The 24,918-nt window shown below is 67.7% G+C and carries 17 protein-coding genes; 7 read left to right on the plus strand and 10 right to left on the minus strand.

Translation table 11 applies throughout. The features are described 5' to 3' along the window. Positions 1-22: 22 nt before the first annotated feature. From N8888_RS14035 to prpB, 6 genes are all read right to left on the minus strand, one after another. Positions 23-4,930: an alpha-2-macroglobulin family protein gene (locus N8888_RS14035; protein ID WP_263175298.1), complete on the minus strand. Its 4,908-nt coding sequence runs from the start codon at positions 4,928-4,930 to the stop codon at positions 23-25. 179 nt (positions 4,931-5,109) lie between these two features. After that, positions 5,110-6,570, minus strand: coding sequence for a bifunctional 2-methylcitrate dehydratase/aconitate hydratase (locus tag N8888_RS14040; RefSeq protein ID WP_263175299.1), 1,461 nt, complete (start codon positions 6,568-6,570; stop codon positions 5,110-5,112). A 99-nt stretch (positions 6,571-6,669) separates the two neighbouring features. Further along, on the minus strand, positions 6,670-7,854 hold the full coding sequence (gene prpF / locus N8888_RS14045) for a 2-methylaconitate cis-trans isomerase PrpF (protein WP_263175300.1): 1,185 nt from the start codon (positions 7,852-7,854) through the stop codon (positions 6,670-6,672). Between the two features lie 51 nt (positions 7,855-7,905). Continuing rightward, on the minus strand, positions 7,906-10,524 hold the full coding sequence (gene acnD, locus N8888_RS14050) for a Fe/S-dependent 2-methylisocitrate dehydratase AcnD (protein ID WP_164151582.1): 2,619 nt from the start codon (positions 10,522-10,524) through the stop codon (positions 7,906-7,908). Positions 10,525-10,622: 98 nt separating this feature from the next. Further along, positions 10,623-11,780 (minus strand): bifunctional 2-methylcitrate synthase/citrate synthase, encoded by a 1,158-nt coding sequence (prpC, locus tag N8888_RS14055; RefSeq protein ID WP_053518648.1) that lies wholly within the window; start codon positions 11,778-11,780, stop codon positions 10,623-10,625. Between the two features lie 36 nt (positions 11,781-11,816). Beyond that, positions 11,817-12,710: a methylisocitrate lyase gene (gene prpB, locus N8888_RS14060; protein WP_053518670.1), complete on the minus strand. Its 894-nt coding sequence runs from the start codon at positions 12,708-12,710 to the stop codon at positions 11,817-11,819. A 155-nt stretch (positions 12,711-12,865) separates the two neighbouring features. Here prpB and prpR point away from each other — a divergent pair, with 155 nt between their 5' ends. After that, complete coding sequence (gene prpR, locus N8888_RS14065; RefSeq protein ID WP_193396775.1) at positions 12,866-14,449, plus strand: propionate catabolism operon regulatory protein PrpR; 1,584 nt, start codon at positions 12,866-12,868, stop codon at positions 14,447-14,449. Between the two features lie 47 nt (positions 14,450-14,496). Here prpR and N8888_RS14070 read toward each other — a convergent pair whose 3' ends face one another. Further along, positions 14,497-14,964: an aminoglycoside 6'-N-acetyltransferase AAC(6')-Iap gene (locus N8888_RS14070; protein ID WP_262697082.1), complete on the minus strand. Its 468-nt coding sequence runs from the start codon at positions 14,962-14,964 to the stop codon at positions 14,497-14,499. Further along, entirely contained in the window at positions 14,961-15,560 is a 600-nt protein-coding gene (gene pdxH, locus N8888_RS14075) for a pyridoxamine 5'-phosphate oxidase (protein ID WP_263175306.1), read from the minus strand. Before pdxH ends, N8888_RS14070 begins: the two co-directional genes overlap by 4 nt. Positions 15,561-15,600: 40 nt before the next feature. Here pdxH and N8888_RS14080 point away from each other — a divergent pair, with 40 nt between their 5' ends. Continuing rightward, positions 15,601-16,428, plus strand: coding sequence for a kinase (locus N8888_RS14080; RefSeq protein ID WP_263175308.1), 828 nt, complete (start codon positions 15,601-15,603; stop codon positions 16,426-16,428). Positions 16,429-16,434: 6 nt separating this feature from the next. On the opposite strand, the gene N8888_RS14085 is transcribed toward N8888_RS14080, so the two are convergent. After that, complete coding sequence (locus tag N8888_RS14085; RefSeq protein ID WP_053518657.1) at positions 16,435-16,638, minus strand: dodecin family protein; 204 nt, start codon at positions 16,636-16,638, stop codon at positions 16,435-16,437. 98 nt (positions 16,639-16,736) lie between these two features. Between N8888_RS14085 and N8888_RS14090 the strand changes: the two genes are divergently transcribed. The 5 genes from N8888_RS14090 to mdtD all read left to right on the plus strand — a co-directional run bounded on the left by N8888_RS14090 (position 16,737) and on the right by mdtD (position 21,318). Further along, entirely contained in the window at positions 16,737-17,279 is a 543-nt protein-coding gene (locus N8888_RS14090; RefSeq protein ID WP_065174808.1) for a shikimate kinase, read from the plus strand. Further along, positions 17,276-18,388 (plus strand): 3-dehydroquinate synthase, encoded by a 1,113-nt coding sequence (gene aroB / locus N8888_RS14095; protein ID WP_263175310.1) that lies wholly within the window; start codon positions 17,276-17,278, stop codon positions 18,386-18,388. Before N8888_RS14090 ends, aroB begins: the two co-directional genes overlap by 4 nt. A 79-nt stretch (positions 18,389-18,467) precedes the next feature. Beyond that, complete coding sequence (locus tag N8888_RS14100; protein ID WP_053518663.1) at positions 18,468-18,707, plus strand: WGR domain-containing protein; 240 nt, start codon at positions 18,468-18,470, stop codon at positions 18,705-18,707. A gap of 36 nt (positions 18,708-18,743) precedes the next feature. Beyond that, positions 18,744-19,817: a uroporphyrinogen decarboxylase gene (gene hemE / locus N8888_RS14105; RefSeq protein WP_164151574.1), complete on the plus strand. Its 1,074-nt coding sequence runs from the start codon at positions 18,744-18,746 to the stop codon at positions 19,815-19,817. A 91-nt stretch (positions 19,818-19,908) separates the two neighbouring features. Continuing rightward, on the plus strand, positions 19,909-21,318 hold the full coding sequence (mdtD, locus tag N8888_RS14110) for a multidrug transporter subunit MdtD (RefSeq protein ID WP_263175312.1): 1,410 nt from the start codon (positions 19,909-19,911) through the stop codon (positions 21,316-21,318). A 21-nt stretch (positions 21,319-21,339) separates the two neighbouring features. On the opposite strand, the gene N8888_RS14115 is transcribed toward mdtD, so the two are convergent. Beyond that, positions 21,340-24,870, minus strand: coding sequence for a hybrid sensor histidine kinase/response regulator (locus N8888_RS14115; RefSeq protein WP_065182626.1), 3,531 nt, complete (start codon positions 24,868-24,870; stop codon positions 21,340-21,342). Between the last annotated feature and the right edge of the window lie 48 nt (positions 24,871-24,918).

Raw genomic sequence — 24,918 nt, forward strand, 5'->3', positions numbered from 1 at the left:
CCGTCGCGGCCCGTCCGCGCGGTCACGGCTGCACCACCGTGATCGTGGTCGGGTTGCTGCGGCCGACGCCACGCAGCTGCGGCCGGTACATGTCTTCCACCAGCGGCGGCGGCACCGAGTAGGTGCCCGGGGTCACCGCACGCACCAGGTAGAACACATTGGCCTTTCCGCCGCGCGAGAGCTTGAGCGCAGCCACGTAGCGGTCGTCGCGGAACTCCTCATGCTTGGTATCGGCCGCGTCACCGCGGTCGCTGATGGTGATGCCATCGACCACCACGTCTGCCCACTGCTTGGCATCGCCCAGGTTGAAGTTCTCGATCTCCAGGCCGGCCGGCAGCAGATCGGTCAGCAGCGCATCCGGCATGGTGGTGTCGGCACTGACGGTGACCCGCACGATCAACGCTTCGCCTTCCTTCAGCGGGCGCGGCGACCACGGCTTGCCGTCGGTACCGAAGTAGCTGCGCTCGACACCGATCACACTGTTGTCCGGCGCGGGCGCACTGCGCGGGATGCCCGCCACATCGATGCTGGCGAACATCGGGGGCTGGCCCTGCGGAGTGAAGCGCACTCCGCTGGCCAGTTCGCTGGCGCTGAAGGTGCGGCCGAACAGCTTGCGCTCGCTGATCGATTCACTGTTGCCACCGATCACCAGCTCGCCGGCCACCAGTGCCTTCTGGTTGGCCGCCAGCGCCTTGCCGAGGCGGGCAATGGCGACCTGCTCCTGCGTGCTCAGCCACATCCAGCCGGCGTTGCGGCGCGCATCCAGGCCGCGGCCGAGATCGACCGCACGCGCATCCCATGCCGGCTTCGCCAGCTTGTTCTCGTGGGTCAGCGCGATCATCAGCGCATCATCACGGATCGCGCTGCCGTAGTCGCCGAAGTACGACGGGCGCTCGCTGCTGGACTTGGCGAAGGCAGCTTCCAACGCGGCCTGGCCACGCTTGGCGTCGCCCTGCAGCGACAGCGCCACGCCCAGGTGGACCAGCGACAGGCCGCCGACCGCCTTGCTGCGCTCGTTGTCGTACAGCGTGCGCAGCGTACCCAGCGGCGCACGGTTGACCCGGGCCAGCACGTAGCCGGAATACGCCTGGTTGGCGAACTTCAGTTTCTCGCGCTCATCCTGCCCGTAGAACGGGTTGCCGCCGGACAGCAGATCCTCGCTGAGACGGTTCAGTGCCTTCTGCAGCACGTTGTCCGGTACGGCGAAGCCGGCATCCCGGGCATCAAGCAGGAACTCGGCGATGTACGGGGTCAGCCACGGGTTCACATAACCATCGTCGCCCCACATCGAGAAGTTGCCGTTGGCCACCTGCATCGACGCCAGGCGGCCGAACGCGCCCTCCATGCGTTCGCGGCGGGTCTTGGCATCCAGGCCGTCTGCGCCGAGCATCGACGACGTGGCCTGATCCAGGATCAGCGCAGCGTAGCCCTTGCTGGTGGTCTGCTCGGCGCAGCCATACGGGTAATTCAGCGCGCCCTGCAGAGCACTGGCAAACGGAATCGGGGGCAGCGGGCTGACCAGCAGGCGCGCATTGACCGACTCGGACATCAGGCCATCGGCCAGACCGCTGTCGAGGCTGACCGCCGCCAGCGGGTCGAGCGTGCGTACCTGCGAGCGCAGCACCTGCGGCCATGCCGCACGCACCGGCAGGTCGTAGCGGCGGTCGGCCTTGAAGCCATTGCCTTCCACACGCACCCGCACCTTGGCCACGCTGTGGCCTTCGCGTGCCAACAGCGGGAAGCTCAGCGTGGTCTTCGCATCGGCGTTGAGCTGCACGCTGCGGCTGCCCTCGCCCAGGGCCAGCGGTCCCTCGCTGTCCACGCGCACATTGAACTGGCCGGGCTTGCCGGTGAAGTTCTGCACGTCCAGCGTCACGGTGCTGCGGTCGCCCGGGGCGAGCACGCGCGGCATGCTGGCCTCGGCCAGGATCGGTGCGCGCACCACCGTTTCCACGTCGCGCTTGCCGTACTGGTCATCGCTGTACACCAGCGCCGACACGCGCAGCGTGCCGTTGAAGTCCGGCACCTTGAGGCGGATGCGGGCATTGCCCTTGGCATCAAGCTGTACCGGGCCGGAGAACAGATCCACGGTCTGCACGCGCGCGGTCGGCCGCTTGGCCTGAGGCAGGGACTGCAGCGCCATGTCACCGCCGAACTTCAGCTTGCCGGCGCCGCCGTCGAAGCTCTCGATCACCCGGCTGTAGATGTCATAGGCATCGATGCCGAGGCGGCGCTGGGCGAAGAAGTGCGCGCCGGCATCGGGCACGGGGAAACGGGTGATGTTGAGGATGCCCACATCCACCGCCGACACGGTGACGTGCGCGGCCTTGCCGGCCAGCTGCGGTGCGCTGACCGTCACCGGCAGATCCTGTTCCGGGCGCATCTGCTTCGGCGCCACCAGGCCGACGGCCACGGTGCGGCCCCTGCGGTCCATCGGTACGTGCACCACGCCGACAGCGCGCGCCGGGGTGATCTTGCTCGGCGCACTGCCACCCCGGAACACCAGCGCGGTGATGTAGACATCGTGGCGCTCCCAGTCAGCGGTGACCGGGATGTTGAAGGTGGCACCGGGTTTGGCGTCGATGTCCTGCACGTACAGCATGCGATCGGTCTCGACCATCAGGATGCCCTTGCCGGCATGCGGCGGCGTCACCGTCACCTGCAGGGTGTCGCCCGCCTTGTAGCCGGTCTTGTCCAGGCCCAGCTTGACCTTGTCCGGGCGCGCATCGAGACCGCGATTGTCATCGCCCCAGCTCCAGCCGGCACGGAACGGATAGCGGCTGGTCAGGCCGGTGCCCGGATCGAACACGTCCACCCGGTACTCGCCCCACTCGACCGGGACATCGAACGCCACCGCGCTGCTGCCGGCATCGACCGTGCGGGTTTCCTTGTTCTCGAACCGACGGGTGAAATCGTAGTCCCAACGGTTGTCGTTGAAGGTCCAGTGATAGTCACGCAGCTCGCGCACCAGGGTGATCTTCAGGCCCTTGGCCGGCTGCGGCCGGCCGGCCGCGTCCACGCGCACCAGTTCGAAGCGTGCGTTGCTGTTGGAGTCGGCACCATCGTCGGGGTTGAACAGCGGACGCACGCCGACCAGTGCATTGGCTGGCCACATCACCCGCTTCAGGGTGCGGGTCACGGTCCGCCCACCGGTCTCGTACAGGCTGCCGGACAGCACCACCGCGATCGGCGCCTTGGCCTTGGCCGCTTCTTCCGGCAGCGTCACGTCCTCGCGCAGCTGGCCGTTGGCCGGCAGCGTCGTGTCGATCACGTCCTTGGCCTCGCGCGGCAGCTGCAGGGTCGGGTCGCCGAAGAAGTAGCCCGGCAATCCCTCGACCGGCTGCTGTTCGGCTGCCACAGCCAGGCGCGCGGTGAAGCGGTTGCCGTCAGCCGGCGCGCCGTACAGATACGCGCCATCGGCCTGCAGACGAAGATCTTCGCCCGGCTTGAGCGTCTTCTGCGGGCTGTCCAGGTCCAGCTTCATCCGTTCGGGCAGGAACTCTTCGATGCGCAGGGTCATGCCCTGGATCGCTTCCTTGCTGGCCGGATCAGTACGGAACTCCACCTGCCAGCGTCCCGTCGGCGCCTCGGCCGGGATGACCTGCTCGAAGGCGATGTAGCCCTGCTCGCCCGGCTGCAGGCGGGTCTCGCGGAAGGTCTTGCCGTCGGGCTGCTTCAGGCGCAGGAACACCGGCTGCGACTTGACCGGCTTGCCATCATTGTCGCGCAGCAGCGCGGACAGGCGCACGGTCTCGCCCGGCCGATAGAGGTCGCGGCCGGACCATGCGTAGACATCGAACCAGGCATTGTCACGGCCGGCAACGGCGAACTCGCTCAGGTCCAGGGCCGGCTGGTTGAAGGGCAGGAAGCTGGTATCGCGACCACTGCTGGCCACCAGCACGTGGGTGGCGTCGAGCGTGTAGTTCAGCAGCGCATTGCCGTTGCCATCGGTACTGCCCTTGAGCACCACCTCGCCTTTGCCGTCGAGCACGCGCAGCTCGACGTTCTTCAGCGGTGCTCCGTCCTTCAGTCCGGCGGTGTGGACGAACAGCTTGTCCTTGTAGGCGCGCGTGTGCAGGCCGATGTCGCTGACCGAGAAGAACGCGGTGTCGAACTCGCCCTCGTAATCGCCCGTGCGCTTGAGCAGTGCGAAGTACAGGCCCGGCTCCTGCAGCTCCTTGATGTCCTGGGTTGGCAGGTAGGTCAGCACCCGCTCGTTCTGCTTGCCGCCGAGGATGAAGCGGTTGACGTAGACCGGCTCGGCCAACGCATTGATCGGGCTGCGCTCGTAGTCGCTGCTCAGTTCCCAGCTGCCACGACGGCCGCCGCGCTGGTACTGGCTGAAGAAGGTCGGCAGATCCTTCTCGCGCACGCGCAGGAATTCGACGTCGACCTCGGGAACATTCACGGAGACAACCGGCAGGCCGCGGCTGTCCTTGGCCGGCAGCACGCTGCCCTGCGAGGCGAAGCCGGCCACCGGCTTCAATTCGCCACTGAACACCTTCTGCTTCAGCTCCTTGCCCAGCCGGCTGCCATCGGCGGCCAGCAGGTCCGGCGATACCACCAGGCTGAACTCCTTGCCGGCTTCGACGAACGGATAGCGCAGGGTCAGTCCGTCATCGGACAGGGTCCAGCTGCTGTCGTCGGTGCCGACCTTCTCCTCGAAGCGCACCAGCGTGTCGAAATCCTGCGTGCCGACCAGCGGGCGCGAGAACTCCAGCGCCAGCGACAGGCCGTCATTCTTCTGGTCCGGGTAGGCGCGCAGCAGGGTGAAATCCTTCACCTGCTCGGCCTGGGTGGCAATGGCCTCGCCACTGGCCTTGGGCAGCTGCCCGCTGTCGTTGCGGCAACCGGCCAGACCCAGCAACAGGCCTCCTGCCAGTACCGCCGCCGCCCATCCCCACCGCTTGCGCCGTGCCGGACCGCTCATGTCGTCACTCCTTGATCGAGGCGGCCATTATAGGCGCGCCGCGTCAAGGTGTTGGCGCGGATCCGGCAGGAACACATCGGAACGGTAACGCCGGGCCATGCCCGGCGGTCCCGGTAGCGGCCAACCTTGGTTGGCGTTGGGCCCGTGCCAACCAAGGTTGGTACCTACCAAGGCGCGCCCTACCCCGGCCGGTACAGATCCACGTAGTCGGTCACCGGCATGGCCGCCAGCGCCACCGGGTCCAGCGAGGCCGCCAGGATGCGCTGCTGCTGGGTGGTAGGGAACCGATGGGCCAGATGCCGCCGGAACTTGTCCATCAACAGGGGCATGCCCTCGTCGCGTCGCCGGGCGTGGCCGAGCGGGTACTCGACCAGGACCTCCGGCAGTTCGCTGCCGTCGTTGAAGCGGACGGTCAGGCCGTTGGCGATGCTGCGCTTGTCCGGGTCCAGGTAATCCGCGCTGAGCTGCGGGTCTTCGTGGCAGGTCATTCGCGCGCGCAGCGCATCGATGCGGGGGTCAGCAGCAACATCGTCCTCGTAGTCCTCAGCCACCAGCCGCCCATGCAGCAGCGCGATGGCGACCATGTACTGCACGCAGTGGTCGCGGTCGGCCGGATTGTGCAGCGGGCCGCGCTTGTCGATGATGCGGATGCAGGCCTCCTGCGTGCGGATGGCGATATGCGCGATGTCATCGACGCTGCGCCGGCCTGTCCGCAGCTGCGCGTGCAGCGCGACCGCGGCCTCCACTGCGGTCTGGCCGTGGAACTCGGCGGGAAAACTGATCTTGAACAGCACGTTCTCCATCACGTAGCTGCCCAGCGGCCGCCCCAGCGTCACCGCCTGACCATGCATGGAGACCGCTTCGAAGCCCCAGGTGGGAGCGCTCAACACGCTGGGATACCCCATCTCGCCGCTGGCCGCCATCAGCGCCAGGCGCACGCCGCGACTGGTGGCATCGCCGGCGGCCCAGCTCTTGCGCGAACCGGTGTTGGGCGCATGCCGGTAGGTCCGCAGCGCCTGGCCATCGACCCAGGCCAGCGACAGCGCATTGAGCATGCGCTCGCGATCCAGCCCAAGCAGGCGGGCGACCACGGCGGTGGTGGCGACCTTCACCAGCACCACGTGGTCCAGCCCGACCCGGTTGAAGGAATTCTCCAGAGCCAGCACGCCCTGGATCTCGTGCGCCTTGATCATCGCCACCAGCACATCGTGCACGGTCGGCGGTGGACGACGCAGGGCCGCGGCATTGCGCCCCAGCCAATCGCAGACGGCCAAGATGCCGCCGAGATTATCCGACGGATGACCCCACTCGGCGGCCAGCCAGGTGTCGTTGAAGTCGAGCCAGCGCACCATCGCGCCGATATTGAACGCCGCCTGCACCGGATCCAGCACGTAGTGCGTTCCCGGCACGCGCGCGCCGTTGGTCACGCTGATGCCCGGCACCAGGGGCCCGAGCAGCTTGCTGCAGGCCGGGAAGGACAGCGCTTCCAGGCCGCAACCGAGGGTATCCAGCAGGCAGTAATGCGCGGTCTGGAATGCCAGTGGCGAGTCGATGCGCACGTTGCGCACGTAATCGACGATGTCCTCCAGCAGCGCATCCCACGCGGCACGTTCGTTGGACGGGGTGTGGCTCTCGGACATCGTCTGTTCTCCGCTAACGCCGGACCACGCCCGGCGGTTCATGGGCGGGCCCTGCCGCGCTCGCCGGGCATGGCCCGGCGCTACCGCCATGGTCCCGCGTTACAAGGTGTCGGCCGGTACCCGCACGCTGCCTTCCATCAATACACGGGCGCTGCGGCTCATGATGGCCTTGGTCACTGTCCACTGGCCGTCAACGAGACCGGCCTGGGCGCCCACGCGCAGCGTGCCGGACGGATGCCCGAAGGTCACCGCCTCGCGCTGGCCACCGCCGGCGGCACGGTTGACCAGCGTGCCCGGAATCGCAGCAGCGGTACCGATCGCCACAGCGGCAGTGCCCATCATCGCGTGGTGCAGCTTGCCCATCGACAGCGCACGCGCATGCAGATCGATGGCCGATGCCGGGATTGCCTTGCCGCTGGACGATACATAGTCCTGTGCCGGTGCCACGAACGCCACTTTCGGCGTGTGCTGGCGGGTCGCCGCCTCTTCCAGCGTCGAGATCAGGCCCATGCGCAGCGCACCGTGTGCACGGATGCTCTCGAACTTCTGCAGGGCAACCTTGTCGTCGTTGATCGCTGGCTGCAGCTCGGTACCGCTGTAGCCCAGATCGGCCGCATTGAGGAAGATGGTCGGGATGCCGGCGGTGATCATCGTCACCTCGAAACTGCCCACGCCCGGCACATCCAGGGTATCGACCAGGTTGCCGGTCGGGAACATCGCGCCCGCGTCGCCATCATCGGAGGGATCTATGAACTCAAGCTGGATCTCGGCGGCCGGGAAGGTCACGCCATCCAGCTCGAAATCACCGATCTCCTGCACCTCGCCATTGCGCATCGGCACGTGGGCGATGATGGTCTTGCCGATGTTGGCTTGCCAGATGCGCACGGTGCACAGGCCGTCGCGCGGCACCCGGGCCGGATCGATCAGGCCGTTGGCGATGGCGAACGGACCCACCGCAGTGCTGAGGTTGCCACAGTTGCCGCTCCAGTCGACGAACGCGGTGTCGATCGAAACCTGGCCGTACAGATAGTCCACATCGTGATCGGGCACGGACGCACTGGAGATGATCACACACTTGCTGGTGCTGGACGTGGCCCCGCCCATGCCATCGGTGTGCTTGCCATAGGGATCGGGCGACCCGATCACGCGCATCAGCAGCGCATCACGTGCCGGGCCCGGCACCTGTGCGGCTGCGGGCAGGTCCTGCAGGCGGAAGAACACCCCCTTGCTGGTGCCACCGCGCATGTAGGTGGCGGCAATGCGGAGTTGCGGAAGAAAGCTCATGGAACGGTTCCTTGCAATGAAAGACGGCCCGTTGCCGGGCCGTCGGTTGTCTCATGCCACCCGGGCACCTTCGAGGAAATCCTGGGCGAAGCGCTGCAGTACACCGCCCGCTTCGTAGATCGCCACTTCCTCGTCGCTGTCCAGGCGACAGGTGACCGGCACGATGATGTCCTGCCCATCGCGGCGGTGGATGACCAGGGTCAGGTCGGCGCGCGGCGTGCGCTCGCCCACCACGTCGAAGGTCTCGGTACCGTCGATGCCCAGGGTCAGCCGGGTGGTGCCCGGCTTGAACTCCAGCGGCAGCACGCCCATGCCGATCAGGTTGGTGCGGTGGATGCGCTCGAAGCCTTCCGCCGCGATCGCTTCCACGCCGGCCAGGCGCACGCCCTTCGCCGCCCAGTCACGCGAGCTGCCCTGGCCGTAGTCGGCACCGGCGATGATGATCAGCGGCTGCTTGCGCTCCATGTAGGTCTCGATCGCCTCCCACATGCGCATCACCTTGCCCTCCGGCTCCACCCGCGCCAGCGAGCCCTGCTTCACGCTGCCGTCGTCGTTGCGCACCATCTCGTTGAACAGTTTCGGGTTGGCGAAGGTGGCGCGCTGCGCGGTCAGATGGTCGCCGCGGTGGGTTGCGTAGGAATTGAAGTCCTCTTCCGGCAGGCCCATCTTCGCCAGGTATTCGCCGGCGGCACTGGAGGCCAGGATCGCGTTGGACGGCGACAGGTGGTCGGTGGTGATGTTGTCCGGCAGCACCGCCAGCGCGCGCATGCCCGCCAGCGTGCGTTCACCGGCCAGCGCCCCCTCCCAGTACGGCGGGCGGCGGATGTAGGTGCTCTGCGGGCGCCAGTCGTACAGCGGACTGACCGCCGCACCCTGCTCCACGCGCACGTTGAACATCGGGTTGTAGACGCTGCGGAACTGCTCGGGCTTCACCGCCGCCTTCACCACTGCATCAATCTCGGCATCGCTCGGCCAGATGTCCTTCAGGCGCACCTCGTTGCCGTCGGCGTCCACGCCAAGCACGTCCTTCTCGATGTCGAAGCGCATGGTGCCGGCAATGGCATAGGCGATCACCAGCGGCGGCGATGCCAGGAAGGCCTGCTTTGCGTAAGGATGGATGCGGCCATCGAAGTTGCGGTTACCCGACAGCACGGCCGTGGCATACAGGTCGCGGTCGATGATTTCCTGCTGGATCGCCGGATCCAGCGCACCGCTCATGCCGTTGCACGTGGTGCAGGCGAACGCGACGATGCCGAAGCCGAGCTTTTCCAGCTCCGGCAGCAGGCCGGCCTCTTCCAGATACAGCTGCACCGCCTTTGAACCCGGGGCCAGCGACGACTTGACCCACGGCTTGCGCAGCAGGCCGCGCTCGTTGGCCTTGCGCGCCAGCAGGCCGGCGGCGATCACGTTGCGCGGGTTGGAGGTGTTGGTGCAGCTGGTAATGGCGGCGATGATCACCGCGCCATCAGGCATCAGGCCCCGCAGCTGCTCGGCCTTGCCGGCATCGAGCTTGGCTGCGTCGGCGATGCCGCGCTCGGCCAGCTCGGCCACCGGCAGGCGGCGATGCGGATTGCTCGGGCCCGCCATGTTGCGGACCACGCTGGACAGGTCGAAGCGCAGCACGCGCTCGTACTGCGCCGTGGCCAGCGCATCGGCCCACAGACCGGTGCTGCGTGCGTAGTTCTCCACCAGCGCCACCTGCGATTCCTCGCGGCCGGTCAGGCGCAGGTAATCGATGGTCTGCCCGTCGATGTAGAACATCGCCGCGGTCGCGCCGTATTCCGGGCACATGTTGGAGATGGTGGCACGGTCACCGATGGTCAGCGCGGCCGCACCCTCGCCGAAGAATTCAAGCCAGGCGCCCACCACGCGTTCCTTGCGCAGGAACTCGGTCAGGGCCAGCACCACGTCGGTGGCGGTGATCCCTGGCTGTGGCCGACCGGTCAGTTCCACGCCGATGATGTCGGGCAGGCGCATCCACGACGCGCGGCCGAGCATCACGTTCTCGGCCTCCAGGCCGCCGACACCGATGGCGATCACGCCCAGCGCATCGACGTGCGGCGTATGGCTGTCGGTGCCCACGCAGGTATCCGGGAAGGCCACGCCGTCCTGCACGTAGATCACCGGCGACATCTTCTCCAGGTTGATCTGGTGCATGATGCCGTTGCCCGGCGGAATCACATCCACGTTCTGGAACGCCCGCTTGGTCCAGTCGATGAAATGGAAGCGATCCTCGTTGCGGCGATCCTCGATGGCGCGGTTCTTCTCGAATGCCTGCGGATCGAAACCACCGCACTCCACCGCCAGCGAGTGATCAACGATCAGCTGTACCGGCACCACCGGGTTGACCTTGGCCGGATCGCCGCCCTTGTCGGCGATCGCATCGCGCAGGCCGGCGAGATCCACCAGCGCGGTCTGACCGAGAATGTCATGGCACACCACGCGCGCCGGGAACCAGGGAAAATCCAGGTCGCGGCGACGTTCGATCAGCTGCGTCAGCGAGGCGGTGAGCATCGCCGGATCGCAACGCCGTACCAGGTTCTCGGCCAGCACGCGCGAGACATACGGCAGCGTGGCGTAGGCGCCGGGCTGGATCGCATCGACCGCAGCGCGCGCATCGAAGTAGTCCAGCGGGGTGCCGGGGAGGGTCTTGCGGTAATCGGTATTCATGGGCTGGCGGAATGCTTGGGGCGGGCCGGATGCCGGCGAGCGGCAATGAAGGCATCCGGCCGGCACCTGGCCGACCGGATGGATGGATCACGCGGCGGTCAGGCGCGCTTGTCGATGGCCACGAACTCGCGATCTTCCGGGCCGATGTAGTTCGCGCTCGGACGGATGATCTTGCCGTCGATGCGCTGCTCGACGATGTGCGCGCTCCAGCCGGCGGTGCGGGCGATGACGAACAGCGGGGTGAACATCGCGGTCGGCACGCCCATCATGTGGTAGCTGACGGCGCTGAACCAGTCCAGGTTCGGGAACATTTTCTTGATGTCCCACATCACCGTCTCCAGGCGCTCGGCGATGTCGTACATCTTCATGCTCGACTGCTCTTCGGACAGCTCACGGGCGACGTCCTTGATCACCTTGTTGCGCGGGTCGGACACGGTGTACACCGGGTGGCCGAAGCCGATCACCACTTCCTTGCGCTCGACGCGGGCCTTGATGTCCTCTTCGGCCTCATCCGGGCTGTCGTAGCGCTTCTGCACCTCGAAGGCCACTTCGTTGGCGCCGCCATGCTTGGGGCCGCGCAGCGCACCGATGCCACCGCAGATCGCACTGTACATGTCGCTGCCGGTACCGGCGATGACACGGCAGGTGAAGGTGGACGCATTGAACTCGTGCTCTGCGTACAGGATCAGCGAGGTGTGCATCGCCTTCACCCACGAATCCTGTGGCTTCTCGCCGTGCAGCAGGTGCAGGAAGTGGCCACCGATGGAATCGTCATCGGTTTCCACGTCGATGGCGCGGCCGTTGTGGCTCCAGTGGTACCAGTACAGCAGCATCGAGCCGAGGCAGGCCATCAGCTTGTCGGCGATGTCGCGTGCACCCGGATGGTTGTGGTCATCCTTTTCCGGCGCCACGCAGCCGAGCACCGACACGCCGGTGCGCATCACATCCATCGGGTGTGCCGACGGCGGCAGTTCTTCCAGCGCGGCTTTCACCGCGGCCGGGATGCCACGCAGCGACTTCAGCTTGGCCTTGTACGAAACCAGCTCGGCGCGGGTCGGCAGCTTGCCGTGCACCAGCAGGTACGCGATTTCCTCGAATTCGCTGGTGTTGGCCAGATCCAGGATGTCGTAGCCACGGTAGTGCAGGTCATTGCCGCTGCGACCGACGCTGCACAGCGCGGTGTTGCCGGCGGCAGTGCCGGACAGGGCGACGGATTTCTTCGGCTTGAAGGTCGGGGTTGCGGTCGTATCGTTCATGTTTCCCTCCGAAAACTTGATGGTGCAGGGTACTGCTTATTTCTTGGCGGCGAACAGTGCGTCGAGCTGCTGCTCGAACGCGTGGTAGCCGATGCGGTCGTACAGTTCTTCGCGGGTCTGCATGGCGTCGACCACGCTGCGCTGGTGACCGTCGCGGCGCACCGCCTGGTAGACGTTCTCCGCCGCCTTGTTCGCCGCGCGGAACGCCGACAGCGGGAACAGCTGGATGGCGACCCCGGCCGAGGCCAGCTCGTCGCGGCTGAACAGCGGCGTCGCACCGAATTCGGTGATGTTGGCCAGCACCGGCACCTTCACTGCATCGACGAAGCGGCGGTAGGTGTCCAGATCGTAGGCAGCCTCGGCGAAGATGCCATCAGCGCCCGCTTCGACACAGGCGATGGCGCGCTCGATGGCCTTGTCCACGCCATCCACCTGGATGGCATCGGTGCGTGCGATCAGGAAGAAATCCGGATCGGTCTTTGCATCAGCGGCGGCCTTCACGCGGTCGACCATCTCACCCTGCGAAACGATCTCCTTGCCGGGACGGTGACCACAGCGTTTGGCGCCGACCTGGTCCTCGATGTGGCAGGCGGCCGCGCCGGCCTTGATCAGCGACTTCACGGTGCGCGCGATGTTGAACGCGCTGGGTCCGAAGCCGGTATCGATGTCCACCATCAGCGGCAGGTCGCAGACGTCGGTGATGCGGCGCACGTCCACCAGCACGTCTTCCAGGGTGTTGATGCCCAGGTCCGGCAGGCCCAGCGAGCCTGCGGCAACACCACCGCCGGACAGGTAGATGGCGCGGAAGCCGGCGCGCTTGGCCAGCAGGGCGTGGTTGGCGTTGATCGCACCGATCACCTGCAGCGGCGATTCGGCGGCCAGAGCCTCGCGGAAGCGGGCACCGGCGGAAGAAGGGGCGGAAGCGGTCATGCGGCAATCCATGTTGAGGAACAGGTGGACAGGCGCAAGCACCATGCCAAGCTACAAGCGATTGATTTCAAAGGCATGATCGGCTGACAGCCATGAAACATATGAAACATTGAAACAGATGTATCATGAAACACTCCCGTGCCGGTGTCCGCCCCATGTACCTGCCCCGCTCGCCCCTGCGCCATGCCGATGCCGACCCCGGTCGCCCGGTGATCTGGACGGTCAGCGTTTCGCGGCTGACCGGCCTGCTGGGTGACGTCATTCCCGAGTTCGACCGCCGCGCGCGCATCGAGCAGATCAACCTCGGCTTCGAAGAGGCAGTGGAGGTGATCGGCCAACGCCTGCGCCGCGAGCACTGCGACGTGGTGATTGCCGGTGGCTCGAACGCGGCCTGGCTGCGCAGTCGGCTCGACCTGCCGCTGGTGCCGATCCAGGCCAACGGCTTCGACCTGATGGAGGCTCTGGCGCGCGCGCGCCGCATCGCCGCACGCATCGGCCTGGTCACCCATGCCAGCGACGTGCCGGTGTTCAGCGGCTTCCAGCAGAGCTTCGGCCTGGATATCGAGCACCGCCGCTTCGTCACCCGCGAAGATGCGCGCGACTGCATCGCCGATCTGCGTGCCAACGGCATCGAAGTGATCGTCGGCACCGGGATGGCCATCGACCATGCCGAGCAGGCCGGGCTGCCGGGCGTGCTGCTGTATTCGGCCGACTCGGTACGGCAGGCCTTCGAGCATGCGCTGGAACTGACCCAGACCCTGGCACGCTCGGTGGGTCCGCGCCCCACCACGCGGCGCAGTGCCGCCCCGCGCGGCGATGCATACGCGCTGCTCGGCGACAGCGAGGCGATGGCGCAGGTGCGCGCACAGATCGCGCTCTATGCACCGCACGACAGCACCGTGCTGGTCACCGGCGAGACCGGTACCGGCAAGGAACTGGTGGCACGGCAACTGCACGCCGCCAGCGGCCGGCGCGGTCGTTTCGTCGCGCTGAACTGCGGCGCGATCAGCGAATCGCTGCTGGAAGCCGAACTGTTCGGCTACAGCGATGGCGCCTTCACGGGCGCACGTCGTGGCGGCCGGGTCGGCCTGGTCGAAGCGGCCGATGGCGGCACACTGTTCCTTGACGAGATCGGCGAGCTGCCCTTGCCGCTGCAGACCCGCCTGCTGCGCGTGCTGGAAGAACGTGAAGTGCTGCGCGTCGGCGCCACCGAACCAACACCCGTGGACCTGCGGGTGGTGGCCGCGACGCTGCAGTCGCTGGAGCATCGCGCAGCTGCCGGCAGCTTCAGGCGCGACCTCTACTACCGGCTGGCGGCACTGCGCATCGCACTGCCCCCGCTGCGTGCCCGGCGCGCTGACATCCCGCTGCTGACCCGGCACTTCTTCCGCCAGCTGCGTGGTATCGACGCCCCCCTGGACCAGGACGCGATGGCAGTGCTGGGTGCCGCCGACTGGCCGGGCAATGTGAGAGAACTGCGCAATCTGGTCGACCGCCTGCGCATCCACTGGCAGCCGGCAGACGGGATGATCGACGCTGGGCGCCTGCTGCAGCTGGCGCCGGAACTGGCACGCGAAAGCACCCCGTCCCTGCGGCTGGAAAGCAATGGCAGGCGCCCGGCACGGGCCCAGCTGCAGGCGCTGCTGCAGGAGCACCGCAATGACCGCGAAGGCATGGCCCAGGTGCTCGGCGTGTCACGCACCACCTTGTGGCGCTGGCTGCGCGCGGAAGGAATGTAGGCAGGCGCCGCGCGGACCGCGCGGCGCGCCGCCAGCCAAGGTTGGCACTACCCCCGCGTGACCGCGTCCAGCGGCATGCGGAAATAGACCACCCGCTCGGTCTCTACAAAGCCACAGGCGCGGTGTGCCGCGTGCGCCTCTAAGTCCTCCAGGCGGCTGTCCGAGGCCAGCTCGCTGCAGCCCGCGTCCCGCGTCCACGCCTGCACTTCCGCCAGCAGGGCACGGCCGACAGCGCGGCCCTGCCACTGCGGCGTTACATACCAGCCTTCCAGGAACCCGACCGGCGAGGAACCGGTGCCGTTCACATAGTCGTGGCGCAGGCGTACCTCAGCGAAACCGACCGCCTCACCATCAGCCGCGCACGCCAGGAACACCGCACCTTCCGGATCGGCCAGCGACTGCGCCAGCTCCTCCAGTGGATCATCGGCGTCGGGCCACAGGCCCACGCGCAGCTGCGACCATGCAGCGGCATCGGCCGGTGTGGCCTGGCGGATCGTGGCAGCGCAGCCGCTCACGGATACAACAGGCGCTTGCTCCAGCGCCCCTCGGCGCCGGCTTCATAGCACCACCGCTCGTGCAGGCGGAACTGCGCGCCGTACCAGAACTCGATGCGGTCGGGCACCACGCGCAGGCCACTCCAGCCGTCCGGACGCGGCACGTCCTTGCCCTCGAAACGTGCCTCGACCTCGGCCACGCGCGCATCGAACTCTTCGCGCGTTGCAAGCGTCTTCGACTGCTGCGAGGCCCACGCGCCGATCTGGCTCATGCGCGGACGGCTGGCGAAATAGGCGTCTGCTTCCGCATCGGCCACCTGTTCGACACGGCCTTCGATGCGCACCTGGATGCCGGCCTCGCGCAGGCTGCGCCACAGGAACAGCAGGGCCGCCTGCGGATTGGCCCGCAGCTCCTGGCCCTTGTGGCTGTCCAGGTGGGTATAGAACACGAAGCCACGCTCATCGAAGGCCTTCAGCAGCACGGTGCGCGCCGATGGACGACCGTGCAGGTCGGCACTGGCCACGGTCATCGCGTTCGGCTCGACCTCGCGGCTCTGTTTGGCCTCGTCGAACACGGCCGCAAACGTGGACAGGGCTTCGGCGTACAGGTCGCTCATGATTGCGTTCTTCTCACACGGATTGATCTATTGTGGCGGCATGGTCGCTGCTGCGTATATGCCCCAGGTGAAAGGATTTCCCGAAACATTGGCCGAGCAGGCACTGGATGATGCGCTGGGCAGTGGCGCGGCGGTTCCAGTATTGGCGATCAGCGGGCTGCAGGGGAGCGGCAAATCGACGCTGGCCGAGCAGGTGGTGGCGCGCGCCCGGAACCGGGGCCTGAACGCCGCGACGCTGTCCATCGATGATGTCTACCTGACCCGCGCGCAACGGCAGCGGCTGGCACGCCAGGTCCATCCGCTGTTGATCACCCGGGGGCCGCCGGGCACCCACGACCTGCCGCTGGTCCACGCGCTGCTCGATGCCGCCGCCGCGCGCGAACCACTGGCGCTGCCGCGCTTCGACAAGCTGGCCGACGAGCGCCTGCCACAGGCGCAGTGGCCACGGCTGGAAAAGCCGCTGGACCTGCTGGTGTTCGAAGGCTGGTTCCTGGGCACACCGGCGCAGGACGAATCCGAACTGGCTCAGCCGTTGAACGCCCTTGAACGTGATGCCGACAGCGATGGCCGCTGGCGCCACTGGTGCAACCAGGCCCTGGGGCGCGACTACCCGGCATTGTGGCAACGCTGTGACCGCCTGTGGTTCCTGCAGCCGCCGGACTTCTCGGTAGTACCGCGCTGGCGCTGGCAGCAGGAGCAGAGCCTGCAGGCGGCCCAGCCCGGCCGGCATGGCATGAGCCGGCCGCAGCTGGAGCGCTTCGTGCAGTACTTCGAGCGGGTCAGCCGGCAGGCGCTGCATGCACTGCCGGCCCTCGCCGACCGGGTGGTGGTGCTGGATGCGCAGCGCCAGATACAGGCACTGCGCTGAGCCCCCTCATTCCACCAGGAAGGTCACCCGCAGATTGACCCGCCATTCGGTGATCTCACCGCTGCCATTGGTGACCACCTTGGTCTCGTTGATCCAGGCCCCCTGGATGCCCTTCACGGTTCCGGAGACCTTCTTCAGGCCGCTGCGCACGGCATCCTCCACGCTGGTGGGCGAAGAGGCGGTGATTTCGATGACCTTGGCAACCGACATGGCCTGTACTCCGTTGAACGCGGGAATCCCCGCAGGAAGTCCCACCCTGACGTGAAGGACGTAAAGGCCGGGGCACGGAGGTGTTAGCATCAGGGTGCATGAATCCTGCTCCGAACCTGATCCTGATCGGCCCGATGGGCGCCGGCAAAACCTGCATCGGCCGCCGCCTCGCCGAGCGCTTCACGCTGGACTTCGTCGATGTCGACCAGTCCATCGTCGACGCCGCCGGAGCCAGCATTCCCACGATCTTCGAGCACTCCGGCGAAACCGGCTTCCGCAGCCTCGAGCGCGACGCGCTGGCCCGCCTCCTGCAGGGCCACGGCCAACTGGTCTCGACCGGCGGCGGAGCGGTACTGGACCCGGACAACCGGGCATTGATCGCCCGCCGTGGCTTCGTGGTCTACCTGCGGGTCAGCGTGACCGCGCAACTGGAACGGCTGGCCCGCGACAAGGCCCGGCCGTTGCTGCAGCGCCCCGACCGCGAGCAGGTGCTGCATGACCTGGCCGCCCATCGCGATCCGCTGTACCGCGAACTGGCCGACCTCACCCTTGATACCGACCCGTACACCGCTGCCGACGCCACCGCCCAGCTGGTCGTCAAGCTCGCCGCGCAATGGCAGCGCCAGGACCTGATCGCATGACTTCCCCCACTCCGCTGCAGGTCGCCGTTGGCGGTGACCGCCCTTACACCATCTCCATCGGCGCCGGCGTCCAGAGCAATGGCCCTGCCCTCGCCCGCCACGTGCGGGGGCGCCACGTCCTGCTGCTCAGCGACAGCGACGTCGCCCCGCTGTACCTGGCGCGGCTGAAGCAGACCCTGCTGGCTGCGCGTCCGGACCTGGTCGTCGGCGAACACGTGCTGGCCGCCGGCGAAGCCTCCAAGACCCTGGCCGAATTCGGCCGCGCCATCGAAGCGCTGGCAGCCCTGGGCGCCACCCGCGATGCCTGTGTGTTCGCGCTCGGTGGGGGTGTCGTCGGCGACCTGGCCGGCTTCGCCGCAGCCTGCTGGATGCGGGGCATCGACTGCGTGCAGCTGCCGACCACGCTGCTGGCGATGGTCGATTCGTCGGTGGGCGGCAAGACTGCCGTAGACATTCCTGCCGGCAAGAATCTGGTCGGCGCCTTCCATCCGCCGCGCGCGGTGGTGGCCGATACCGCGGTGCTGGCCACCCTGCCGCCGCGCGAGCTGCGCGCGGGGCTGGCCGAGGTGGTGAAGTACGGCGCACTGGGCGATGCGGATTTCTTCGACTGGCTGCAGCACCACGCCGACGCGCTGTCCGCTGGCGAGGACGCGGTGCTGGCCGAAGCCATCGCCCGCAGCTGCAGGCACAAGGCCGCCATCGTCGAGCGCGATCCGTTCGAGAAGGGGGAGCGTGCCCTGCTGAACCTCGGCCACACCTTCGGCCATGCCATCGAAACCGAACAGGGCTATTCGGCGCCGGGCCGCGATGCGCTGAACCATGGCGAGGCGGTGGCAGTGGGCATGGTGCTGGCGGCCAGGCTGTCCACCGATCTCGGCCTGGCCGACGATACCGACCGCGCGCGCCTGCAGGCGCTGCTGGAAAGGCTCGGGCTGCCGGTCGCGATCCCGGCCGGCCTGGATCCGCAGGCCCTGCTCGGCCGCATGAGGCTGGACAAGAAGAACGTGGCCGGTCGACTGCGCCTGGTGCTCTGGCGCGGCATGGGTCGGGCCGAGGTGGTGCCGGACGTGGATGAAGCAGCGGTGTTGAAGGTGCTGGGCCAGGGTTGATCGCTTCCGTGTCCGCCGGGCATGGCCCGGCGCTACCGCGTTGCGGCCGGGGTCACCCTGGCCCCGCTACAATCGGGCCATGCATGTCTACCTGCAACATCCCGAGGCCGGTGCGCAGGCACCGCGGTTCCTGCGCCTGAGCCTGCAGCCGGATCTTTTCGGCGGCTGGGAGCTGCTGCGCGAAAGCGGCCGCGTCGGTGGCCGCTCGCAGCTGCGCCGCGAGCTGTTCCTGCAGGCCGACGAAGCCCGCCACGCCTTCGAGAAAGCGCGCGATGCCGAACTGCATCGTGGCTTCCAGATCCTTTCGCACGGCGACTGACGCCGCTGCCCACCTTCGATCCAAGGAACGTTCAACGTGACCAGCCCTCTCCGCAACGATCGCCTGCTACGCGCTCTGCGCCGCGAACCGGTGGATTGCACGCCCGTCTGGCTGATGCGCCAGGCCGGCCGCTACCTGCCGGAGTACCGCGCGACCCGGGCCAAGGCCGGCAGCTTCCTGGCGATGGCCAAGAACCCGGAGATCGCCTGCGAAGTCACCCTGCAGCCGCTGCGGCGTTTCCCGTTGGACGCCGCCATCCTGTTCTCGGACATCCTCACCATCCCCGACGCGATGGGGCTGGAGCTGTACTTCGTCGAAGGCGAAGGCCCCAAGTTCCGCCACCCGGTACGTGACGAAGCCGCCATCGCCAGGCTGGCGGTGCCGGACATGGAGCAGGACCTGGGCTACGTGATGGATGCGGTGCGCCTGATCCGCCGCGAGCTGGATGGCCAGGTGCCGCTGATCGGTTTCTCCGGCAGCCCATGGACACTGGCCTGCTACATGGTGGAAGGCGGCGGCAGCAAGGATTTCTCGCGCATCAAGGCCATGGCGCTGAACCACCCGCAGGCGCTGCACCGCCTGCTGGAGGTCACCACCGACGCGGTCATCGCCTACCTGGGCGCGCAACGCGCCGCGGGCGCACAGGCCCTGCAGGTTTTCGACACCTGGGGCGGCGTGCTGTCGCCGGCGATGTACCGCGAATTCTCGCTGCGCTACCTGCAGCGGATTGCCCAGGGCCTGGACCGTGGCGAAGCCAGCGAGCGTACGCCGCTGATCCTGTTCGGCAAGGGCACCGGCCTGCACCTGGAAGCACTGTCGCAGACCGGTGCGGATGCACTGGGCCTGGACTGGACGCTGGACCTGGACGAAGCGCTGCGCCGCACCGGTGGTCGCGTTGCCCTGCAGGGCAACCTCGACCCCACCACGCTGTACGCTTCGCCCGATGCGATCGCCACCGCTGCCGCGCGCGTGCTCGATACCTACGCCGCCGGCAATGGCGGGTCGCGCGAGGGCCACGTGTTCAACCTGGGCCATGGCATGTCACCGGACATGGACCCGGCCCACGTGCAGGTACTGGTCGACGCGGTGCACGCGCACAGCCAGCGCTGAGCAGTGCGCATGCGGTTGCGGCGCGGTGTTGATCGCGCCGTGACCCGCAGTGCGCGATCATGGCGCCCCCACGTTGCACCGGCCACAACCCATGTCCACATCGCCATCGACCTACAACGGCCAGCGCCCCCTGCTGTGGCTGGTGTCCCTGGCGATCTTCATGCAGATGCTGGACTCGACCATCGTCAACACGGCGCTGCCGGCGATGGCGGCCAGCCTGGGCGAGAGTCCGCTGCAGATGCAGTCGGTGGTGTTCAGCTATGCACTGGCGGTCGCCACGTTCATTCCCGCCTCCGGCTGGATCGCTGACCGCTACGGCACCCGGCGCACCTTCCTGGTGGCGATCATCCTGTTCACCCTCGGCTCGCTGGCCTGCGCGCTGGCCCAGCACCTGCATCAGCTGGTGGGTGCCCGCGTGCTGCAGGGCATCGGCGGTGCGATGCTGCTGCCGGTTGGCCGCCTGGCGGTGATGCGTTCGGTGCCGCGCGAGGACTTCCTGCGTGCGATGAGCTTCATCGCCATCCCCGCCCTGATCGGCCCCTTGATCGGCCCGACGCTGGGCGGCTGGCTGGTCGAGATCGCCTCCTGGCACTGGGTGTTCCTGATCAACCTTCCGATCGGCGTGATCGGCTTCATCGCTGCGATGAAGATCATGCCGGACCATTACGCCAGCCACCGCACCCGCTTCGACCTGCGCGGCTACATCATGCTGGCCTTTGCGATGGTGGTGCTGTCGCTGGCGCTGGACGGCATCTCCGGGCTGGGTACGCCGCACGCGCTGGTGATGCTGATGACCGTGGCGGGGCTGGCCGCACTGGTGGGCTATTGGCTGCACGCGGCCAACTCGACCGCGCCGTTGTTCTCGCTGGCGCTGTTCCGTGTGCCCAGCTATCGCATCGGCATCCTCGGCAACCTGTTCTCACGCATCGGCAGCAGCGCAATGCCGATGCTGATTCCGCTGCTGCTGCAGGTGGGCCTTGGCCTGGGACCGATGAACGCCGGACTGATGATGGTACCGGTGGCCGCGGCCGGCATGGTCTCCAAGCGGCTGGCGGTGAAGCTGGTCGAACGCTACGGCTATCGGCGCGTGCTGATGACCAACACCGTGCTGGTGGGCCTGGCCATGGCCAGCTTCATCCTGATGACGCCGGGCCAGCACCTGGGCTGGCGCCTGCTGCAGCTGGCCTTCTTCGGTGCGGTCAATTCGCTGCAGTTCACCGTGATGAACACCGTGACCCTGCGCGATCTGGATCGGGAGTTCGCCAGTTCGGGCAACAGTCTGCTGTCGATGGTGATGATGCTGGCTGCCGGCTTCGGCGCGGCGGCGGCGGGCAGCCTGCTGGCCGCCTTCGGCACGCACCTGGAGGGCCACGGCGCGACGGCGGCGTTGCACGCCACGTTCCTGTGCGTGGGCGCGATCACACTGACTTCGACGATGATCTTCTGGCAGTTGCCGGACACCAAGCCCGAACCCCGCCAGGTCGAACACGTCGCGGAGTAGCCTGCCGGACTGTGCCCGGCCTCAGCGCCCCAACACCTTGGCGATGGCCTCCACCAGCAGCTCGCCCGTGACCGGCTTGCGCAGGAAACCGCCGATCCCGGCCGCTTCCACCTGCTTCTGCAGGTCCGGGTCCGTGCGCGCGGTCACCGCCAGCAACGGCAGCGTGTACCCCTGGTTGCGCAGATGCTCGGCCAGCTCGAAGCCGCTGAGGCCCGGCAGGTCCAGGTCAAGCAGGGCCACATCGAAATCACTCCCGCTGATCTCGCGCAACGCCGCCAACGCATGCCCGGCATGCACCACCTCATGGCCGCGCGCACTCAGAAGACCCTGCACGACATCGGCCACCGTCGCGTCATCCTCCACCAGCAGCACGCGCAGGGGGGGCATGTTCGCTACTGCATCCTCGCTCCGCGCGGCGCTGTCCGCATCGGCGTCGGCGTCCACTTCCAGCGGCAGGGGCAGCATCACTCCAAAGCAGGTTCCGCGCCCCAACTGGCTTTCGACCTGGATCCGGCCCTGCATCGCCTGCGCCAGCTCGCGGCAGATCGCCAGCCCCAGGCCGCTGCCACCATACTGCGCCGCGGTACGTGCACCGTCAGCCTGCTCGAACCGGCGGAACAGGCGCAGCTGCTGTTCCTGGCTGATGCCCGGCCCGGTGTCACGCACTTCGAACTGGAGTGCACGCATCGCCTCATCGCACCGGGCATGCAGGGTGATGGTGCCACGGCTGGTGAACTTCACCGCGTTGGACAGCAGGTTGAGCAGGATCTGCCGCACCCGGATCGCATCGCCGGTGGCCTGCAGGCCGGGCGGCAAGCGATTGTCCAGGACGAAACGCAGTCCCTTCTGCGCGGCCAGCGGCCCCATCAGCGCGGCCAGGTCCTGCAGCAGGCAATGGAGCGCGAACGGCCGGGACTGCAGTTCCAGGCGCCCCGATTCGATCCGCGCCAGGTCCAGCGCATCGTTGACCAGATGCAGCAGATGCTCGCCCGCCTGGCGGATGGACTGGGTGTAGCCGCGCTGCTGAGGATCCAGCGGCGAGGACAACAGCAGCTCGCTCATGCCCATCACACCGGTCATCGGCGTGCGGATCTCATGGCCCAGATTGGCCAGGAAGCGCGTCTTGGCCGCCGAGGCCTGCTCGGCAAGTTCCTGCTTGTGCAACGCCAGCTGGTAGGCGTGGCGACGCTGCAGGCGGCGACGGTACAGCCATGCAAACCAACTGGTCAGCAGCAACGCGATCGACGTCAGCACCAGCAGGCCCGACAGGCTGCGCCACCACGGCGGCTGCACGCGGAACTCCAGGGTCTGCACCCGCGACCAGACGTGGTCGGCCGAGCGCGCCTGCACTTCCAGCCGATAGCTGCCCGGCGGCAGCCGCGAGAACAGGCGTTCACCGGCGGGCCCGACCTCGACCCAGTCCGGGTCATAGCCGGCCAGGCGGTAGCGATACGAATTGGAGGCCGAATCGGCGAAGGACAGCAGGCGCGCCACGATGCGCAGATCGCGGTCGCCGTCGGCGATCAGCAACGGTGCGTCGTGGGTCAGGTCCAGCACCTGCTCGTTGCGGCGCACCTCCACCCGCTCGATCACCAGCGGTGCGCGGCGCACCGAAGGCCGCACCTGTTCCGGATCGAACACCACCACGCCGGCCGGGGTTCCTGCCACCAGCCGTCCCGAAGACGTCGCGATCAAGGTATGCGCGCGGAACTCCTGGCTGGGCAGGCCATCGTGCACGCCATACAGGCGCACGCTCTGGCCGTCCGCGCCGACCCGCACCAGGCCGCGTGCGCTGGTGGCCCAGGCCACACCCTGCGCATCGACCACCAGACCGGTGGCGGAAACCGCCGGATATCCCTGTTCGGCACCAATGACCCCCTGCCGCTCCAGACGCCCCTGGCTCCATCGATAGCGCGACAACCGGCCGTCCTCGGACAGCCACACCTGGCCGTCGCTGCCGGTATACGCCGCGTACAGTGCCGTTGCCGGCGCGCCGGGCACCGGCTGGAAGCGCTGCTGCTCAGGCTGCCACTGCAGCAGCCCGCGGCTGCTGGCCAGCCACAGCTGGTTCTGCGGACCGCATACCAGATCCTGGTTCAGCTGGCCGGTCTGCAGTCCGTTCTGGCCATTGTCCAGTTCGAGCAGCAGCCGACCTTCCAGATCGCGCTGCTGCAGGCCGGCGGGCATCATCAACCACAGGCTGTTGCTGTCGCAGATCATCAGTGCGTCGACATCGCCCTCCATCGCGGCATCGGCAGGCGCGTCGCGTCCCCAGCGGCGCAGCTCGTCGCGTGCCGGGTCATAGCGCAGCAGCGCTCCGGACGAACCGATCCAGACCCGGCCATGGCGGTCCTCGCGAACCGAGGTCAGCCAGTGGATGCCATTGACGCCGCGCCGGAACTGCTCGATCCGGCCGGTACGGGGATTGAAGCGATCCAGCGCGCCGTGGCTGCCGACCGTCCAGACACCTCCGTTGCTGGACGCACTGGTGCCGAGTACGTAGGCGTTGCGCAGTGACGATGCATCGTCCTCCAGACGCGAGAACACCGAGAACTGCCACCACCGTGGCAACAAATGCCAGAGACCGGCATTGGTGCTGGCCAGCCAGATGCCGCCCTCGCGATCCTCGTAGGCGCCGGTCCAGTTCGGCCGCACCTGGCCGCGCGCGATCGCGCTGTACAGCGGCACCGTCTGGTACTGGCCATCGACCGCACGGCCGAGTCCGCTGCGGGTGTCCAGCCAGTAGCCCCCCTGCTCATCGCGCAGCATCATGCCCAGCACCTCGTCGCCGGCCGGCACCGACCAGGGTTGCCGCTCGAAGCGACCATCCGGCCGGCGCACGAATGCGCCGGCCAGCGTGCTGATCCACAGGCTGCCGTCAGGTTCGGCGGTCAAACCGTTGATCAGCTGGCCGGGCACCTGCTCGTCGCCGACCCGCTCGAAATCGCTGCCGGTCCAACGCGCCACGCCATGCTTGGTGCCCACCCACAGGCTGCCGTCGGGCAGCGTGGCCAGATAGGGCACCGCAGCGGCCGGCAGGCTGCGCGGATTGTTCGCCTCGGGCAGGAAGCGCTGCACGCGATCATTGCCATCCACCCGGTACAGCCCGCCTTCGTGGGTACCGAACCAGATCGAGCCATCGGGGGTGGCGGCCAGGCTCCAGATCGTATTGGTGCTCATCAGCGGCTGGCTGCTGCGGTCGAAGAACCGCAGCTGCCGGCGGTCGGCCGACATCCTTACCAGGCCGGCATTCTCGGTGCCGATCCACAAGCGGTTGCGGGTATCGACCAGTACGGTCCAGATGCGGTTGTCGCGCAGGCCATCCTCGGAGCGCCAGACCCGGTAGTTGCGGCCGTCGTATCGTGCCAGCCCGTCATTGGTGGCGATCCACAGGTAGCCGTAGCGGTCCTCCGCCATGCGGTTGACGGTGTTGGACGGCAGGCCATCGAACACCGTCACCTGCCGGGGCGTGGGCGGTACCGGCTGTGCGGCAGCGGGCGCCAGGCAGCACAGCAGAAGCATCAGCAGCATCGCCGCCCGCAGATACGCCACTGATCGCCTCCTCACGCGTTCCCAGATGGTGCCCGTCCTGCGGGCGTC

The organism is Stenotrophomonas maltophilia, from assembly GCF_025642255.1.
GTDB lineage: Bacteria > Pseudomonadota > Gammaproteobacteria > Xanthomonadales > Xanthomonadaceae > Stenotrophomonas > Stenotrophomonas maltophilia_P.

Coding starts and splice junctions, on each gene's coding strand:
- N8888_RS14035 (WP_263175298.1), bottom strand. CDS start 4,930: ATGAGCGGTCCGGCACGGCGCAAGCGGTGGGGATGGGCGGCGGCGGTA.
- N8888_RS14040 (WP_263175299.1), bottom strand. CDS start 6,570: ATGTCCGAGAGCCACACCCCGTCCAACGAACGTGCCGCGTGGGATGCG.
- prpF (WP_263175300.1), bottom strand. CDS start 7,854: ATGAGCTTTCTTCCGCAACTCCGCATTGCCGCCACCTACATGCGCGGT.
- acnD (WP_164151582.1), bottom strand. CDS start 10,524: ATGAATACCGATTACCGCAAGACCCTCCCCGGCACCCCGCTGGACTAC.
- prpC (WP_053518648.1), bottom strand. CDS start 11,780: ATGAACGATACGACCGCAACCCCGACCTTCAAGCCGAAGAAATCCGTC.
- prpB (WP_053518670.1), bottom strand. CDS start 12,710: ATGACCGCTTCCGCCCCTTCTTCCGCCGGTGCCCGCTTCCGCGAGGCT.
- prpR (WP_193396775.1), top strand. CDS start 12,866: ATGTACCTGCCCCGCTCGCCCCTGCGCCATGCCGATGCCGACCCCGGT.
- pdxH (WP_263175306.1), bottom strand. CDS start 15,560: ATGAGCGACCTGTACGCCGAAGCCCTGTCCACGTTTGCGGCCGTGTTC.
- N8888_RS14080 (WP_263175308.1), top strand. CDS start 15,601: ATGGTCGCTGCTGCGTATATGCCCCAGGTGAAAGGATTTCCCGAAACA.
- N8888_RS14085 (WP_053518657.1), bottom strand. CDS start 16,638: ATGTCGGTTGCCAAGGTCATCGAAATCACCGCCTCTTCGCCCACCAGC.
- N8888_RS14090 (WP_065174808.1), top strand. CDS start 16,737: ATGAATCCTGCTCCGAACCTGATCCTGATCGGCCCGATGGGCGCCGGC.
- aroB (WP_263175310.1), top strand. CDS start 17,276: ATGACTTCCCCCACTCCGCTGCAGGTCGCCGTTGGCGGTGACCGCCCT.
- N8888_RS14100 (WP_053518663.1), top strand. CDS start 18,468: ATGCATGTCTACCTGCAACATCCCGAGGCCGGTGCGCAGGCACCGCGG.
- mdtD (WP_263175312.1), top strand. CDS start 19,909: ATGTCCACATCGCCATCGACCTACAACGGCCAGCGCCCCCTGCTGTGG.